This window comes from Deinococcus marmoris (genome assembly GCF_001949125.1).
Classification (GTDB): domain Bacteria; phylum Deinococcota; class Deinococci; order Deinococcales; family Deinococcaceae; genus Deinococcus; species Deinococcus marmoris_A.
Map to the genome: position 1 here is coordinate 16,250 of NZ_MSTI01000015.1, position 15,795 is coordinate 32,044.

A 15,795-nucleotide genomic window follows, 5' to 3' on the forward strand; every position below is an offset into this window, starting at 1 on the left:
GTCAGGCCAGGGAAAGACCGTCTATGCTCTGGGGCATGACCCGTCTGACCGCCCGTGGCCGCACCCGCCTCGCCCTGCCGCCGCGCGCGCGCTTCTGGCTGGGGGTCATCCTGGCGCTGGTCCTGGGGTACCTGATCGCTCTGGGCCAGAGCGCTGTCGTGCGCCCCCCGCTGGTGATCGGGCAGGATGCCGTGCCGCCATCGGGTCAGGCGCAGGGCGTGACCTCCACGCTGGAAAACGAGGGCGGCGCGTTTATCAATATCAAGCCCAGCGGCGAGGCAAAAACGTTGCTCGTGTACTACCCTGGCGGCCTCGTTCGTCCGCAAGCCTACGAATGGCTGGGCCGTGCCCTGGCCGCAGACGGCGTGCAGACCGTCATTCCCGTGTTTCCCCTGGATCTGGCCGTGACCGGAATCAACCGCGCCGACGCGCTGATCAAAAAGTTTGGCGCGGGCAAGACGGTGGTGATCGTGGGCCACTCGCTGGGTGGGGCAATGGCCGCGCAGTACGCCAAAGGGCACACCGATCAACTGGGCGGCATGATCCTGATGGGCGCGTATCCGGCAGGCAACGTGAGCCTGAAGGACACCAGCCTCCCGGTGCTGTCGCTGCTGGCCGAGAATGACCGGGTGGCCGATCCCGCCAACGTGCGCGACGGCCTGAACCGTCTGCCTGCCAGCGCCCAGTTGACCGTGATTCCCGGCTCGGTCCACAGCTTTTTCGGGCGTTATGGCCCCCAGAAAGGCGACGGCCTGCCCACTGTGACCCATGCGGCGGCGGAAGCCGAGATTCTGAGTGCGGTCAGGGCGTTTCTGGCCAAGTTGCCAACTCCGTAAGGCCCACGCCAGAGCGTTTTGACCACATAGAGACGGCCCTCGATGGATTCAGGGCCGTCTCTGTCAAACGTGGTTTGTAATAGCGGGTTTCAAGCTTACTGAAAGAGCTGCGCCACCTTGATCAGGGTCTGCCACACGCCCCACACCAGGGGAATTCCGGGAACCAGCCACACCAGATAGGTCAGGGGAGAGGTCTGTTCGGTGTCCGTTCGGTTTGTCATGTCGCTCTCCTGAAGTGATCAGTCATCGGCGGCCTGCTGCCTGGCGGTTGGGGTGGGCTGACCATCTGGGGGGCTGGCCCAGTACCGGCTGGCCACCGGGCGAATAAGCAGGTTGGTGATAAAGCCGATGACCAGCAGGCCCGCCATGATGTACATGACCGTCGAATACGCCTGGGCGGCGGGAATGCCCGCCTTGATCTGGCTGTCGCGGAAGCCGTTGACCAGGGTGGGTCCGGCGATGGCCGCCGCGCTCCAGGCCAGCAGCAGCCGTCCGTGGATGGCCCCCACGTTGGCGGTGCCGAACAGGTCTCGCAGGTAGGCGGGAACGGTGGCGAAGCTGCCGCCGTACATGCTGATGATGACGCAGAAGCCTGCCACGAACAGCACCAGGCTGGCCATGTTGCCGAACAGCGGAATCAGGAAGTACAGCACAGTCCCCAGCACAAAGAAGATCATGTACGTGGGTTTGCGTCCGAGGCGGTCACTGGTCGTGGACCAGAAGAAGCGGCCACCCATGTTGAAGATGCTGAGCAGGCCCACGAACCCGGCGGCGGCGGCGGCGGTCACGCCGTTGCCAGCCCCAAGCACCTTGTCGCTGAACATCTCCTGAATCATGACGCTGGCCTGCCCGAGAACGCCGATCCCTGCGGTCACGTTCAGGAACAGCACGGCGAACAGCAGCCAGAACTGTGGGGTGCGGAAGGCCTGATCCACCAGAACGTTGTGGTTGGAAATCATGCCGCCCGCCGCATTGACCTTGGGCACAAAACCTGCTGGCACCCAGCCATCGGCGGGCACGCGTACCATGAGCGCACCGAAGATCATGAACAGGAAATACACCGCGCCCATGATCAGGAACGTGGAGCCGACGCCCAGCGTGCCGTCTCCGGCGAAGCGGGCCATCAGCGCGGTGCCCAGCGGACTGCCGATCAGCGCGCCGCCGCCGAAGCCCATGATGGCCATGCCGGTGGCCAGTCCTGGTCGGTCCGGGAACCATTTGATCAGTGTGCTGACCGGGCTGATGTACCCCAGGCCCAGGCCGATCCCGCCGATCACCCCGTTGCCCAGCAGCACCAGCCAGAGCTGATGCTGACTGACGCCCAGTGCCGCGATCAGGAAGCCGCCGCAGAACAGCAGGGCGCTGGTGAACATGGTCTTGCGCGGTCCCTCGCGTTCCACCCATTTGCCGAACAGCGCCGAACTCGCCCCCAGGAAAAACAGCGCCACGCTGAAGATCAGGCCGACCTGAAACAGGGACCAGTCTCCGGGCGCACCTGTTTCGGCCTTGACGTCGCCGCTGATCAGGCGCGAGAGGGGCTTGTTGAAGACCGAGTAGGCATAGATCTGCCCAATGCTCAGGTGTACGGCCAGCGCCGCCGGCGGAACGAGCCAGCGGCTCCAGCCCGGCCCAGCGACGGAATGTTCACGGTCCAGAAATCCCATAATTTCTCCTGCCCTCTTTTGGTTTAATGTGGAGCGATAGTAACGGGTAACAGGGCGGATTTGTCGATTTCGTCAGTGATGTGCGATTCATGAAGTGACAACGGATACAGGTCTTCCCAGGTGCTGCTGGTCACGGCCTAGAGGACTTCGCCTGTCCAGCTCAGTCCGTGTTCCCCTCCACCCGGTCTGCCCCCGAATACACCGTGAGCCGCCCTTCGCGGGTAAAGCCGCAGAGGGTGACCCCGAAGACGGCTGCCGTATCCACCGCGAGACTGGTGGCCGCGCCCACCGCCACAACCACCCCAATTCCGGCAGTCACGGCTTTCTGCACGATCTCGAAGCCCGCACGGCTGCTGACGACCAGCACATGGTCAGTCAGAGGCAGGCCGGGTCCCTGGGACCCCACCAGCTTGTCCACGGCGTTGTGCCGCCCGACGTCCTCGCGGGAACACAGGAAAGTGCCCGCCCAGGTGAACAGCGCCGCGCCGTGCATCCCGCCGGTGTCCCGGAACCCGGTCTGGGTCTCGCGCAGCCGCTCCGGCAGACCCGCCAGCAGGGCGGCGCTGATCGGCCCGGCTGTCCAGACTGGGGCAGCGGCCCGGCTCAGGAGTTGCTCGACGCTGCCCGAGCCGCACACTCCGCACGCACTCGACGATACGGCCAGCCTGGCCCCCGCCGCCAGCCGCTCATGCTCGGGGGTGTGCAGGTGCCAGACGTTGGCGTTCTCTGGATCGACGCCGAGCGTGAACTCCCGTGGCCATAGACCTTCGGACACCAGCCAGCCCAGCAACAGTTCGCGGTCATGGCCGGGCGTTCGCATCAACACGCCCAGCGGCAGTTCGCGGTCCGGGGTATGCAGGCGCAGCTCCAGCGGCTCCTCGACGGCGACGGCGTCCTCACGGCCCGCCCACCGCTCATCCCGGTACAGCCGGACAGGCAGGTGAACAACGCCCTGTGCAATTACCTGTGCATCCACCCTCCCGCCGTCTGCATCGTTCAGCGGCCCACCTCGGCCTGATTGGCGGTCTTGACGGTGTCGCCGTTGGCCTCACGCAGCGCCCGGCCCGCGCCCTTCAGAACCGCCATCAGCGCGCCCAGGGCCACCTGCACGTCCCGGTCTTTCAGCAGGCCCAGCAGTTCGCCCAGGCCGATGCCCTTCCCAGCGGCGACGTGCCGCGCGCCCTCGTTTACGCCAGTCGTCACGGCCTGCCCCAGGACGCTGACCTCGCGTGGGTCCAGGGCCGAGAGCGTCTTGCCCAGCTCCGTGACATTCCGCAGCAGGGTGGTGCCGCTTTCCCCGCCAGTGATGTGCAGCAGGGCCGCGATCAGGCCCTCGCCGCCGCGCACGGTCTTGCCCAGCACGTCCAGCACCCCATGCTCGTGCAGTTGCCGCAGCAGGTACAGGCCCTCTTCCAGCGCGGCGGTCGAGTCCTCGACGCCCGAGTGCAGGCGTTCCTGCGGCGTCGGTTCGCGGGGGGTGAAATCAAGCGCCTTGGCCATGACAGCTCCTTACGTTGGGAAACATCAGTCTTGTGGAAAATCTCGGTGTGGTAGAGAACATCAGTCGTCCGCGCCCAGGGCGTCGACCCGGGCGTTGAGGCTGTCGCCGAGCATCGGCAGTTCGCCGCCCGGATAGACGTAGTCGGGCCGCGCCCACTTGCGCTCGACCTCCACACCCGTCTGGGGCGTGGGGTGACCCCAGCGGAAGTTGCGGGCCGGCAGCGGGTTCGCGCCGACCTCGCCCAGGATTTCCATGCGGACGCGGTTGTCCTTGTAGGCGGGCGTGTTGGTGATCGCGTCACCCTGGGAACCGGTCAGGTGGTTCACGGCGTCCTGGGCCTTGCGGGCGTTCATGGGCACGTACAGCTCGTTGTCGCTGACACGGCCCGTCACCAGGGCCTGAAGCCGGACCGCGCCGTGCGCGCTGACCAGCCGCACCCACTGCCCGCTCTGGATCTGGCGCTCGGCGGCCAGTTCCTGACTGACCTCCACGAACGCGTCGGGCGCGGTCACGGCGATGCCCTCCACCCGGAAGGTCATGTTGCCCTCGTGGAAGTGTTCGAGCATGCGCCCCGAGTTCAGGTGCAGGTCGAACTCTTCGTTGGGGGCCTGCTCGCGGGGGCGGTATTCGCCGGCGTACAGGCGTGCCCTGCCGTCCGGGAAGTTGAAGCGCTCGGTGTACAGCAGCGGCTGGTCCGTACCGTCCTCGGCTACAGGCCAACACAGGGTGTTGTAGCCTTCCAGGCGCTCGTAGGTCACGCCCACAAAGAAGGGCGTCAGGCGCGCGATCTCGGCCATGATCTCGGAGGGGTGGGTGTAGCCCCAGCGGTGGCCCATGCGGTCCGCCACACCCATGTAGATCTGCCAGTCGGGCCTGGTGCCCTTGAGGGGCGGCATGACCTCGTATAGCCGCTGCATGCGGCGCTCGGTGTTGGTGAACGTGCCTTCCTTTTCCAGCGAAGCGGCAGCCGGGAAGACCACGTCCGCGTACCGGGCGGTGTTGGTGAAGTACAGGTCCTGCACCACCAGGAATTCCAGCGCCTCGAAGCCCTCCTGCAAGTGGTTGGCGTTGGCGTCGGTGAGGCTCATCTCCTCGCCCGTGATCCACATCGACTTGAGCTTGCCGTCAATGGCGGCGTCCAGCATCTGCGTGTTGTCCAGGCCGCGCTCCGGGCGCAGGGTGACGCCCCACTCGCGCTGGTGGCGCTGCACGGTCAGTTCGTCGGTCACATTCTGGTAGCCGCTGACCTGATCGGGCATGGCCCCCATGTCCGACGCGCCCTGCACATTGTTGTGCCCCCGCAGCGGGTACGCCCCGGTGCCCAGCCTGCCGTAGTTCCCGGTGATCAGCAGCAGGTTGGAGATGGCGGCGCTGGTGTCGGTGCCGCCGCACTGCTGGGTGACGCCCATCGCCCACAGGATGCACACGCGCTCCTCGGCGGCGATCTGGCGGGCCAGGGCTTCCAGGGTGGCGGCGCTCAGACCGGTTTCCTTCTCGGCATACTCCAGCGTGAATTCCTTAATGGACTCGCGGAATTCGTCCAGGCCGTTGACGCGCTCTGCCAGGAAAGCCGTGTTCTCCAGACCGTTGTCCAGGATGAACTTGCTGACCGCGCCCAACCAGACGAAGTCGGTCCCCGGCTTGGGCCGCAGGAACTGATCGGCACGCTTGGCGAGTTCATGCTCACGGATGTCGAACACGATGACTTTCGTGTGGCCCAGCTTCTGCGCCCGCTTGACACGGGTGGCCAGGACCGGGTGGCTCTCGGCGGTGTTGCTGCCCACCGTGATGATCAGGCTGGCGTTCTCGATGTCCTTGATGGTGCCGCTGTCGCCGCCGATGCCCACGGTCAGCGACAGGCCCTTGCTGGCGGGCGACTGGCAGTAGCGCGAGCAGTTGTCCACGTTGTTGGTGCCGATCACCTGCCGCGCGAACTTCTGCACCAGGAACGCTTCCTCGTTGCTGGCCTTGCTGCTCGCCACGAAGGCCAGCGCGTCCGGGCCGTGCTGTTCCCGGATTTCCATGAAGCGGCGGGCCACGAAGTCCAGCGCTTCGTCCCAGCTCGCCTCGCGCCAGGCGTCGCCGTCGCGGATCAGGGGCGCGGTCAGGCGGTCGCCGCTGTTCACGTAGTCCCAGCCGAACTTGCCCTTGACGCAGGTGCTGATGCCGTTGGCGTGGCCCAGCCCCGGCTCGACTTTCAGGATGTGCCGCTCGTCGGTCCAGACGTCGAAGGAGCAGCCCACGCCGCAGTACGTGCAGACGGTCTTGGTCTTCTTGATGTAGCGGTCACGCGCCGCCGACTCGATGTCGGAGAGGTTCATGATCGGCTTCAGCCCTGTGCTGATCTCTACGCCCTTGACCACGTCAATTGCCGCGTTGAAGACCGGCAGCGGAATGCCGGTGAGCAGGCCCGCCTGCCCCAGCATGGACTTTTCCTGGAGCGCGTTGCAGGGGCAGACCGTCACGCAGTGGCCGCAGCTCACGCAGCTCGATTCGCCGATGGGCTTGCCGCCGTCCCACAGCACGCGCGGCTGCTCGGCTTCCCAGTTGATGCTCAGCGTCTCGTTGACCTGCACGTTCTGGCAGGCCTCCACGCAGCGCCCGCACAGGATGCACTGGTCCGGGTCGTAGCGGTAAAAGGGGTTGCTGTCGTCCTTGGCGTAGCCCTTGGGCTGAAAGGGCCGGGCCTGGTGTTGGGTGCCCAGGATGCCCAACGTGTTGTGGACGGTGCAGTTGCCGTTGTTGTTGTCGCAGACCGTGCAGTACAGGTCGTGGTTGCTCACGATCCGGTCATAGGCGTCCCGCTGCGCTGCGCGCGCCGCAATGGTCTGCGTGCGGACCACCATGCCTGCCGCGACGTTCGTGCCGCAGGCCCGCCCGATCTGCCCGTCGATCTCCACCGAGCAGGTGTCGCAGGTCTGGATCGGCCCCAGTTGCGGGTGGTAGCAGACCTGCGCCAGTTCGATCTGGGCGCGGTTGATGGCGTCTACCAGGGGTTCGCCGGTGAACGCCGTGAACGTGGTCCCGTCGATCTGAATGTCCACGGCTGGCCCGCTGGCTGGACGTGTCGGTCCCAGCGTGGAGCGGATGTGGGCGTCGTTGGGGGTGGGTAGATGGTCCGTTTGCTGCATGATTGAAAGCCTCCCTGCACTGTCGAAGCTGTATTGCCAAATCTGTATTGCCAAATCTGTACTGCCGAAGCTGTACTGCTGAGCTTGCGCTGCTGAAACCGCACCGTAAAACTGTGCTGCCTGACTGCGCCGATTTGTGAACCCCAGGAGTATAGGAGGTGGCACGCGAGAAAAGATGGCTCCCAGATTACGGAAACCCTATCTTTTGACTGCTCTCCTGACTGCCTGCCGATGGTGTCTCCCGCGCTGTTTCGGGACGCATGCAGGCGGCAGAATAGGGGCGATGCCCGGTCCCGCCCTGCTGACACCGCCCAATTCCGAGCTGCCCACGCCCAGGGCCACCGCCGCCGAATTGACGCGGCTGGCGTACAGCGTCACCGCGCCGCACCTGCTGGAAGCCGTCGCCCGCCATCCCAACACCCCCGTCACGCTGCTGGGCGAACTGGCCGCACGTTACCCGGAAGCCGTGCTGGACAACCCGGCCTTGCCGTTGCTGCGGCTGGCGCACGGGCAGCAGATCAGAATGTGGACCGGACTGGCCGTGTCACGGCTGGCGGCGGTGGACGCGGCCCCGGAGTGGGTGCAGGAGCTGGCGATGCGCCATCCCGAACCGCAGGCCCGCTGGGCGGTGGCCGGGCGGGCGCGGCTGAGTCAGGAGCGGCTGGGGCAGTTGGCGGGGCGGGGCGAATGGCAGTTGCGCGCGGCGGTGGCGCAACATCCTGACCTGAACGCCGAACTGATCGAGCGACTGTCCACAGACGCCGAGTACAGCGTGCGGCTCTCCCTCGCCACCCGGTCTGATCTGCCGCCCGAAGTTCTGAATCACCTGCGGAAAGACCCGCACCCGCTGATCCGCCGCCGCCTTCAGATGGGGCGCTAGGCTGCTTCCCATGTCTCTGACCCTGCGCCAGCCGATCATCTTTCTGGACGTGGAAACCGGTGGGCGTGACCCGGCCCGGCACCCGCTGCTGACCATCGGCGCGGTGACGCTGGGCGAGGACGGCCAGATTTCGCGCCCTATCCATCTGCTGGTCAAGCACCGCGAATACTGCGTGGAACCGGGTGCGCTGGAAGTGACGGGCATCGACATCCTGGAACATGACCGCGCCGCCCAGCCGCCGGAAGCCGTGGCCGACGCCCTGCGCGAGTACGCCGCCGGGGTGGGCCGCGTGATGCTGGGCGGGCATAACTTCAACTTCGATCTGCGCTTCCTGCGCCCCCTACTGCCCGATCTCCGCAAGGTGTTCAGGAGCGGACATGTGGACACCAAATTGACTGCCCAGTTCCTGATCCACGCCGGGGTGCTGCCCCACCAGATCGGCACACCGCTTTCCCAGCTCACAGAACATTTTGGGATCGAATACACGGCCCATGACGCACTGGAAGACGCCACCGCGACGGCCAGTGTCTACGTGGAATTGCTGCGGCTGGTGGGGGCTGGGCGCGGGGCTTCCACCTAGCCCTCCGGGTGCCTGACCGGGGCCTGACGGCGCATGTGAAGCGGCTGTGAAGGGCTTCATTCCGCTCAGGAAACAGCGTGCTAGTTTTCGTTTCATGAAGATCACCGCCAAATCCCTGGCCCCTGTGGCCATCGTCGCCGCCTTCGGGCTGGGCACCCTCGCCCCGCACGCCCAGACCCCCGCCCAGAAGATCGGTTTCGTGAATGTGGCCACCCTGCTGGCCGCCCACCCCAACGACAAGGACATCAAGGCCATCCAGGCCAAGGCCGACGCCGAGTTGCAGGTTCTGGACACGCAGGTCAAGGCCATCGACGCCAAGGGAGCCGCCGCCACCGCCGCCGACAAGCAGCAGCGCGACACCCTGGTCAAGACCATTCAGGCCAAGGCCGCCGACTACGACAAGCAGATCGATCCCAAGATCACGGCAGTCGAGAAGGCCGTGGACACCGCCGTGGGCGTGATTGCCAAGTCCAACGGTTACGCGGTGGTCATGGACCGCGACGTGGCTGCCAAGAGCGGACTGGTCATCTACGCCGATCCCGGCACCGATGTCACCGCCGCCGCCGTCAAGGCCCTGAAGCCCTGATCCCCCGCTCCGGCTGAGAAAACGCCCCGCATGCTCAGGCGCGGGGTTTTTTCATGGCCCCCGCAAAGTGCCTGACCGTTGGAGGTTGTCCCTTGAATAAATTCCTGATCCTTTTCCCCCTGGCCCTGCTGGCCACGGTCCCCCACGCCCAGGGGGCCAAGAACCGTGTCGGCCTGATCGACGTGCAGGCCGCCGTCAAGGCGCTGCCCGCCAGCAAGGCGTACCTGGACCTCTCGGCCCGTGTGGACGCGGACCTGAAAGACAAGCGCAGCAAGATCGACGGTCTGGCGGCCAAAGCCGGGGCCACGGGGAGCGCGGCAGACCGCAAGGCACTGACCGACGCCCAGAAGGCGTACAGCACCGCCCAGAGCGGCTACAGCGGACGAATTGCCACGGCCTTCCAGCCGCTGGCCGTCAAGGTGAACGCGGCGGTGGCCCAGGTGGCCAAGGCCAACGGCTACAGCGTGGTCATGGACCGGCAGATCGCCGCCCAGAACCGGCTGATCATCTATGCCAACACCAGCACCACGGACCTGACCCCCGCCGTCATCAAAGCCCTGAAGTAGTTCCGCCCTTTTCAGTATCTGCCCGGAGGCACGTCCCAGACGTGCTTTTTTCGTTGCCTGTCGCAGTCCTGCTCCGGGCCTGTTCCCCACAGAGTGTACGCGCACGTCTACTATGAACGCTGACGTATTTGACCAGAGGCGGGCGACATGGAAGCATGGACGCCTCAGCACCACGCACAACTCAAGGAGGCTCCAAACATGACCAGCGCGCAAGCAGAAATGGTTCAACAGTCCCGTGACGGCGAAATTTTGATTCTTACGATCAACAATCCGCCCGTGAACGCCTTCTCGCCCGGTGTGCCAGAGGGCCTGAAAGCCGGGCTGGACGCCGCAGCCGCCGACGACGGCGTGAAGGCCGTGGTCATCATCGGCGGCGGGCGCACCTTTGTGGCCGGGGCCGACATTAAGACCTTTGGCCGCCCACGCGAGGAAGCCCCCGACTTGCGCGGCACGATTGAGAAGCTGGACGGCTTCGGCAAGCCCACCGTCGCCGCCATTCACGGCACGGCGCTGGGCGGCGGTCTGGAGCTGGCAATGGGCTGCAACTACCGCGTGGCGGTCAAGGAAGCGCAGGTGGGCCTCCCCGAAGTCAAGCTGGGCGTGCTGCCGGGCGCGGGCGGCACGCAGCGTCTGCCCCGCGTGGTAGGCGCACAGAAGGCGCTGGAGATGATGCTGTCCGGCAACCCGATCAAGGCGGGCGAGGCGCAGAAACTCGGCCTCGTGGATGAGATCGTGGACGGCGATCTGCTGGCCGGGGCCGTCGCTTTTGCCCGCAGCCACGCCGACGCCCGCCCGCTGCCGCGCATCAGCGAGCGCAGCGTGGAAGGTGGCACCCCCGAGGTCTTCGCCGCCGCCCGTGAGGGGATCAAGAAAACGCACCGGGGTCAGCTCTCGCCCTCGCTGATCGTTGATCTGGCGGAAATGGCGGCCAACAAGCCCTTCAAGGAAGGCTGGGACGCCGAATCCGGCAAGTTTCTGGAGGCCATGAACAGCCCCCAGTCGCGTGGATTGCGCCACATCTTCTTCGCCGAGCGTGAGGCGGGCAAGATTCCCGGCATTGACAAATCCACGCCCACCACCGAGATCAAGTCCGCTGGAATCATCGGCGCGGGGACGATGGGCGGCGGCATCGCCATGAACTTCCTGAATGCCGGGATTCCCGTGACCATCGTGGAAACCCAGCAGGACGCGCTGGACCGTGGCCTGGGCGTGATCCGCAAGAACTACGAGAATACCGCCAAAAAGGGCCGGATCAGCATGGAGGACGTGGAGAAACGGATGTCCATGCTGACGCCCACACTGGACATGGGTGACCTCAGGGACGCCGACATCATCATTGAGGCGGTCTTTGAGAACATGGACGTGAAGAAAGACATCTTCACCAAATTGGACGGTATTGCTAAACAGGGCGCGATTCTCGCCAGCAATACCTCCACGCTGGACGTGAACGAGATTGCCAGCGTCACCAAGCGCCCGGAGAGCGTGATCGGGCTGCACTTCTTCAGCCCGGCCAACGTGATGAAGCTGCTGGAAATCGTGCGGGCCGACAAGACCTCCGATAGCGTGCTGGCAACGAGCATGGCGCTGGCGAAGAAGATCAAGAAAGTGGGCGTGGTGGTGGGCGTCTGCGACGGTTTCGTGGGCAACCGCATGGTTCACCGCTACGGCGACGAGGGCCGCAAACTGGTGGAGGAAGGCGCGAACCCGCAGGACGTGGACGCCGCCATGAACGCGCTGGGCCTGCCGATGGGGCCATTCCAGATGGGCGATATGGCGGGCCTGGACATCGGTTACGCCATCCGCCAGCATCAGGCGAAGGTGGCGGGGCAGCCCAAGCCCGACGGCTGGATTGACCGGATTGTGGAGAAGGGCCGCAAGGGCCAGAAAACGGCGGCGGGCGTCTACGATTACGGCGAGGACCGCAAGCCCAAACCCAATGCCGAGATGACCCAACTGATCGCCGACTACCGCACCGAGAAGGGCATCACGCCGCGCGAGATCGGGCAGGATGAGGCCACCAAACGCCTGACCTACAGCCTGGTCAACGAGGGCGCGAAGATTCTGGAAGAGGGCATCGCGCAACGTGCCGGGGACATTGATGTCATTTACATCTACGGCTACGGCTTTCCCGCCTACCGGGGCGGCCCCATGCAGTACGCCGACGAGCAGGGCCTTGCCAGCGTGGTGGCCGACTTGAAACAGTACGGCCAGACGCCCGCGCCCCTGCTTCAGAAGCTGGCCAATGAAGGGGGAACGTTTGGGGGATGGGATAAGAGATAACCCCTCAGTCTGCTTTGCAGCCAGCTCCCCTTAAAGGGAGCCGAGAGACCGCTGCTGGCCGGGCAATTCCGCAACTCTTGCCTCCCTTCTAAGGGGAGGTGGCCCGAAGGGCCGGAGGGGTTCAACCGTGGGAGCTATCAAGCAAACTCTGAATCTCTCTGAGGTTGAACTCGCCCAGCGCATCGGCAGCCGCTGCTCGGCGGTCAATCGCCTCGTCAACCCATTTTACTGGGGCCATTCGCTGGACGTGCTGCGGTGCGTGGCGGAGACATTGGACGCTGAGGTTCAGGTCAAGTTTGCGGCGAAGGCGTCTTGATTCGGTGCCGGCCATTCTCTGTAAATGCGGAACGAAGTTAAGTTGGGCCAAATACCGAACCCGATTGAATGGCTTATGGTTTCAGACGAGACTTTTGACACGCTGACAGACGCGGAAACAGACAGTTTATCCGCCGATGCCCTTCACAATCAGATGAAGCATTTGCTTCTTTGCCCTCACTGCGGAAGGTTATGGGTGTTCTGGAATGGTTTTTCCAGCGATCCGCAAGTTTTTCTACCTGAAGCCAACGAGTCATAAACCCTCATCCTCAAAGGAGTTCCCCACATGCCCGAAGCAGTCATCGTTTCCACCGCCCGCACCCCCATCGGCAAGGCTTACCGGGGTTTCCTCAACAACACGCACGGTTCTGATCTGGGCGCGCACGCCGTTATGCACGCCGTTCAGCGGGCCGGAATTGATCCCGCCGAGATTGAGGACGTCATCATGGGTTCGGGCAACCCCGAGGGCGCAACCGGCAGCAACATCGCCCGCCAGATCGCCCTGCGCGCCGGGCTGCCCGTCAGCGTGGCGGGCGTGACCGTCAACCGCTTTTGCTCCAGCGGCCTGAACACCATTGCGCTGGCGGCCAACCACGTCATGGCTGGACAGGGCGAGATTTTCGTGGCGGGCGGCCTGGAAAGCATCAGCCTGACCCAGAACGAACACGCCAACAAGTTCCATCTGCGCGGCGAGTGGCTGATGGAACACAAGCCCGACATCTACATGCCCATGCTGCAAACGGCAGAAGTTGTCTCTAAACGGTATGGCGTGTCGCGGGAGGCGCAGGACGAGTACGCCCTGAGAAGCCAGCAGCGCACGGCGGCGGCCCAGGAAGCCGGGAAGTTTGACCACGAGATCGTCCCCATGACCGCCACCATGAAGGTGCAGGACAAGGCGACGGGCGAGATTTCCGATCAGGAAGTGACCCGCAAGCTGGACGAGGGCAACCGCCCGGAAACCACGCTGGAAGGCTTGCAGAAGCTTAAGCCTGTCATTGAGGGCGGCGTGATCACGGCGGGCAACGCTTCGCAACTGTCAGACGGCGCGGCGGCGGTGGTGGTCATGGACGCCGACATGGCCCGCGAGCGCGGCCTGCAACCGCTGGGGCTGTTCAAGGGCTTCGCCGTGGCCGGATGCGAACCCGACGAAATGGGCATCGGCCCGATTTACGCCGTGCCGAAGTTGTTGAAGCGCCACGGCCTGACCGTGGACGACATTGACCTGTGGGAGCTGAACGAGGCGTTCGCTGTGCAGGCGCTGTACTGCCGCGATCAACTGGGCATTGACCCGGAGAAGTACAACGTCAACGGCGGCAGCATCAGCATCGGCCACCCATACGGCATGAGCGGCGCACGCCTGACCGGCCACATTCTGCTGGAAGGCAAACGCCGGGGCGCAAAGCATGTGGTGGTGACCATGTGCGTGGGCGGCGGTATGGGCGCGGCGGGACTGTTCGAGGTGTTGTAACCGTCTGATCGCTGCTGGGCTGTGGGAGGTCTTTTCTGGATCTCACAGCCCTCCGTGATTTCACTGCCTTTCCTCAATCCCGTGGAGGTTTCCCATGCCCCTTGATCCCGCCTTAAAAGAAGTCCTGCTGCAATTTGCCGCCGCACCCCAGCCGAACGGTCTGGACGAGATGCGTCAGGCCGTTATCGCCACCTCGGCCCGCACGCCCAAAAGGACGATTACGGGCGGCTCCACCCGTGACCTGACCATTCCCGGCCCCGCCTCGGCGCTGCCCGCCCGGCTGTACACGCCGGAAGGAATGGCCCCGGCGCAGGGCTGGCCGCTGACCGTGTTCTTCCACGGCGGCGGCTTCGTGGCCTACAACATCGAGACACATGATCAGGTGTGCCGCGAATTGTGCGCGGGCGCAAAGAGCGCCGTGCTAAGCGTGGAATACCGTCTGGCCCCTGAACACAAATTTCCAGTTCCGGTGGATGATGCCTACGCCGCTTTTACCTGGGCTGCCGCAAACGCCACCGAACTGGGCGTCAATCCGGTCCGACTGGCGCTGTCGGGCGATAGTGCGGGCGCAAGCCTGTGTATCGCCGTGACACAGCGTGCCCGCGACGAGCATGGCCCGGCCATTGCCGCGCAACTGCTGATCTATCCCGCCGCCGATTTCGTGAACACGGACCGCTATGCCTCACGCAAAGAGAACGGAGAGGGCTACTTCCTGACCGAGGAGCGCATGAAGTTCTTCGGAGAGATGTACCTCGCGGAGGCCGAACACGGCGCGCACCCGCACGTTTCCCCGCTGCACGCCGCCGATCTTAAAAATCTTCCGCCTGCGCTGGTGCTGACGGCTGAGTTCGACCCCTTGCGCGATGAGGGCATCGCGTACGCCGAGGCGCTGCGGGCGGCGGGCAACCGCGCCGAACACCAGCCCGGTCCCGGCATGATCCACGGCTTTGCCAACATGACGGGCGTGTCCCCGGCAGCGGCGGCCCTGATAGATGAGGCGGCGGCGTGGCTGGGCCGCGAACTGGCGTAGGCCTGACCCGTTTGGACCACAGCCAGATGGGATAGGTCTGGGCCAGCCTTCCCCACATCGGAGGGAGGGCTGGCCCTTCTGATGTGCTGACCTCGTCCGGTCCCCGCCTCTTTTTCAAAACCCATCCCCGGAGGCATTGGCCCCATGTCTCCGCCTCTACAATGCCCCCATGACCGATTCCTCTCCCCGCAAGTCCCCCGAGGTCAGCCGCGACGATCTGGTGCGCTGGCTCAATGACTACCTCAAAATCGACGCCTACCCCGATCCCAGCATGAATGGCCTTCAGATCGAGGGCAACGCCACCATCACCCGTGTGGCGGCCAGCGTGGACACCAGTATCAAGACCTTGCAGCACGCGGCAGACAGCGGCGCGGACATTCTGCTGGTGCATCACGGCCTGTTCTGGGGCGATCCGCTGGCGATCACCGGGCCGCACCGCACCCGCCTGCAAACGGCGCTGGCCGCAGACCTGAACCTGTACGCCGCGCACATTCCGCTGGACGCCCACCCCGAAATCGGCAACAACGCCATGATCGCCAGAGCGCTGTCGCTGGAAAACATGGAGCCGTTCGGAGACTGGCAGGGCCACAAGATCGGTCTGGCCGGGGACTTGCCCTTCGAGCAGTCGTTGCAGGACTTTGCGGACCGTGTGCAGAAGCTGACGGGCGAAATCTGTCTGGTTCACGGCGGCGGTCAGCCCACCGTCAAACGCCTGGGCATCGTCAGCGGCAGCGGCGCAGACCGCATTGCCGAGGCCGCAGCGCTGGGCCTGGATACCCTGCTGACGGGCGAGCCGGAACACAAGCACTTCAACGATTCTTTTGAATATGGCGTGAACGTGGTCTTCGCCGGACACTACGAAACGGAAGTGTTCGGCGTCCGCGCCCTGGCCGCCAGAATCGAGGAAGAATTTGGCCTGCCGTGGCAGTTTCTGCACCATCCGACGGGCCTGTAGTCG

Annotated in this window: 15 protein-coding genes; 10 read left to right on the top strand and 5 right to left on the bottom strand. The window is 64.9% G+C overall.

Going from position 1 to position 15,795, the window contains the following annotated elements:
- The first annotated feature begins 35 nt into the window (after positions 1 to 35).
- Positions 36 to 836, top strand: coding sequence for an alpha/beta fold hydrolase (locus tag BOO71_RS01860; RefSeq protein ID WP_075830329.1), 801 nt, complete (start codon positions 36 to 38; stop codon positions 834 to 836).
- Positions 837 to 931: 95 nt separating this feature from the next.
- Here the strand turns inward: BOO71_RS01860 and BOO71_RS29005 are convergent, their stop codons facing one another.
- The 5 genes from BOO71_RS29005 to fdhF all read right to left on the bottom strand — a co-directional run bounded on the left by BOO71_RS29005 (position 932) and on the right by fdhF (position 7,132).
- Positions 932 to 1,057: an MFS transporter small subunit gene (locus BOO71_RS29005; RefSeq protein WP_303046702.1), complete on the bottom strand. Its 126-nt coding sequence runs from the start codon at positions 1,055 to 1,057 to the stop codon at positions 932 to 934.
- 18 nt (positions 1,058 to 1,075) lie between these two features.
- The gene (locus BOO71_RS01865) at positions 1,076 to 2,500 is read right to left on the bottom strand and encodes an OFA family MFS transporter (protein WP_075830291.1); all 1,425 of its coding nucleotides are present in this window, start codon (positions 2,498 to 2,500) and stop codon (positions 1,076 to 1,078) included.
- Positions 2,501 to 2,660: 160 nt separating this feature from the next.
- Positions 2,661 to 3,476, bottom strand: a complete 816-nt coding sequence (locus BOO71_RS01870) for a formate dehydrogenase accessory sulfurtransferase FdhD (protein WP_254842986.1) — start codon at positions 3,474 to 3,476, stop codon at positions 2,661 to 2,663.
- Between the two features lie 20 nt (positions 3,477 to 3,496).
- The gene (locus BOO71_RS01875) at positions 3,497 to 4,000 is read right to left on the bottom strand and encodes a DUF1641 domain-containing protein (protein WP_075830292.1); all 504 of its coding nucleotides are present in this window, start codon (positions 3,998 to 4,000) and stop codon (positions 3,497 to 3,499) included.
- 60 nt (positions 4,001 to 4,060) lie between these two features.
- Positions 4,061 to 7,132 (bottom strand): formate dehydrogenase subunit alpha, encoded by a 3,072-nt coding sequence (fdhF, locus tag BOO71_RS01880; RefSeq protein ID WP_083652853.1) that lies wholly within the window; start codon positions 7,130 to 7,132, stop codon positions 4,061 to 4,063.
- A gap of 283 nt (positions 7,133 to 7,415) precedes the next feature.
- On the opposite strand from fdhF, the gene BOO71_RS01885 reads away from it, so the two are divergent.
- From BOO71_RS01885 to BOO71_RS01925, 9 genes are all read left to right on the top strand, one after another.
- On the top strand, positions 7,416 to 8,012 hold the full coding sequence (locus BOO71_RS01885; RefSeq protein ID WP_083652855.1) for a hypothetical protein: 597 nt from the start codon (positions 7,416 to 7,418) through the stop codon (positions 8,010 to 8,012).
- Positions 8,013 to 8,022: 10 nt separating this feature from the next.
- Complete coding sequence (locus BOO71_RS01890; RefSeq protein WP_075830293.1) at positions 8,023 to 8,592, top strand: 3'-5' exonuclease; 570 nt, start codon at positions 8,023 to 8,025, stop codon at positions 8,590 to 8,592.
- A 94-nt stretch (positions 8,593 to 8,686) separates the two neighbouring features.
- Positions 8,687 to 9,178, top strand: a complete 492-nt coding sequence (locus BOO71_RS01895) for an OmpH family outer membrane protein (protein WP_075830294.1) — start codon at positions 8,687 to 8,689, stop codon at positions 9,176 to 9,178.
- A 92-nt stretch (positions 9,179 to 9,270) separates the two neighbouring features.
- The gene (locus tag BOO71_RS01900; protein ID WP_075830295.1) at positions 9,271 to 9,744 is read left to right on the top strand and encodes an OmpH family outer membrane protein; all 474 of its coding nucleotides are present in this window, start codon (positions 9,271 to 9,273) and stop codon (positions 9,742 to 9,744) included.
- 198 nt (positions 9,745 to 9,942) lie between these two features.
- Positions 9,943 to 12,024 (top strand): 3-hydroxyacyl-CoA dehydrogenase NAD-binding domain-containing protein, encoded by a 2,082-nt coding sequence (locus BOO71_RS01905; protein WP_075830296.1) that lies wholly within the window; start codon positions 9,943 to 9,945, stop codon positions 12,022 to 12,024.
- Between the two features lie 127 nt (positions 12,025 to 12,151).
- Positions 12,152 to 12,340, top strand: a complete 189-nt coding sequence (locus BOO71_RS01910; protein ID WP_075830297.1) for a hypothetical protein — start codon at positions 12,152 to 12,154, stop codon at positions 12,338 to 12,340.
- Between the two features lie 285 nt (positions 12,341 to 12,625).
- The gene (locus BOO71_RS01915; RefSeq protein WP_075830298.1) at positions 12,626 to 13,807 is read left to right on the top strand and encodes an acetyl-CoA C-acyltransferase; all 1,182 of its coding nucleotides are present in this window, start codon (positions 12,626 to 12,628) and stop codon (positions 13,805 to 13,807) included.
- A 94-nt stretch (positions 13,808 to 13,901) separates the two neighbouring features.
- Positions 13,902 to 14,837: an alpha/beta hydrolase gene (locus BOO71_RS01920; protein WP_075830299.1), complete on the top strand. Its 936-nt coding sequence runs from the start codon at positions 13,902 to 13,904 to the stop codon at positions 14,835 to 14,837.
- A 169-nt stretch (positions 14,838 to 15,006) separates the two neighbouring features.
- The gene (locus tag BOO71_RS01925) at positions 15,007 to 15,792 is read left to right on the top strand and encodes a Nif3-like dinuclear metal center hexameric protein (protein WP_075830300.1); all 786 of its coding nucleotides are present in this window, start codon (positions 15,007 to 15,009) and stop codon (positions 15,790 to 15,792) included.
- Positions 15,793 to 15,795: the final 3 nt, after the last annotated feature.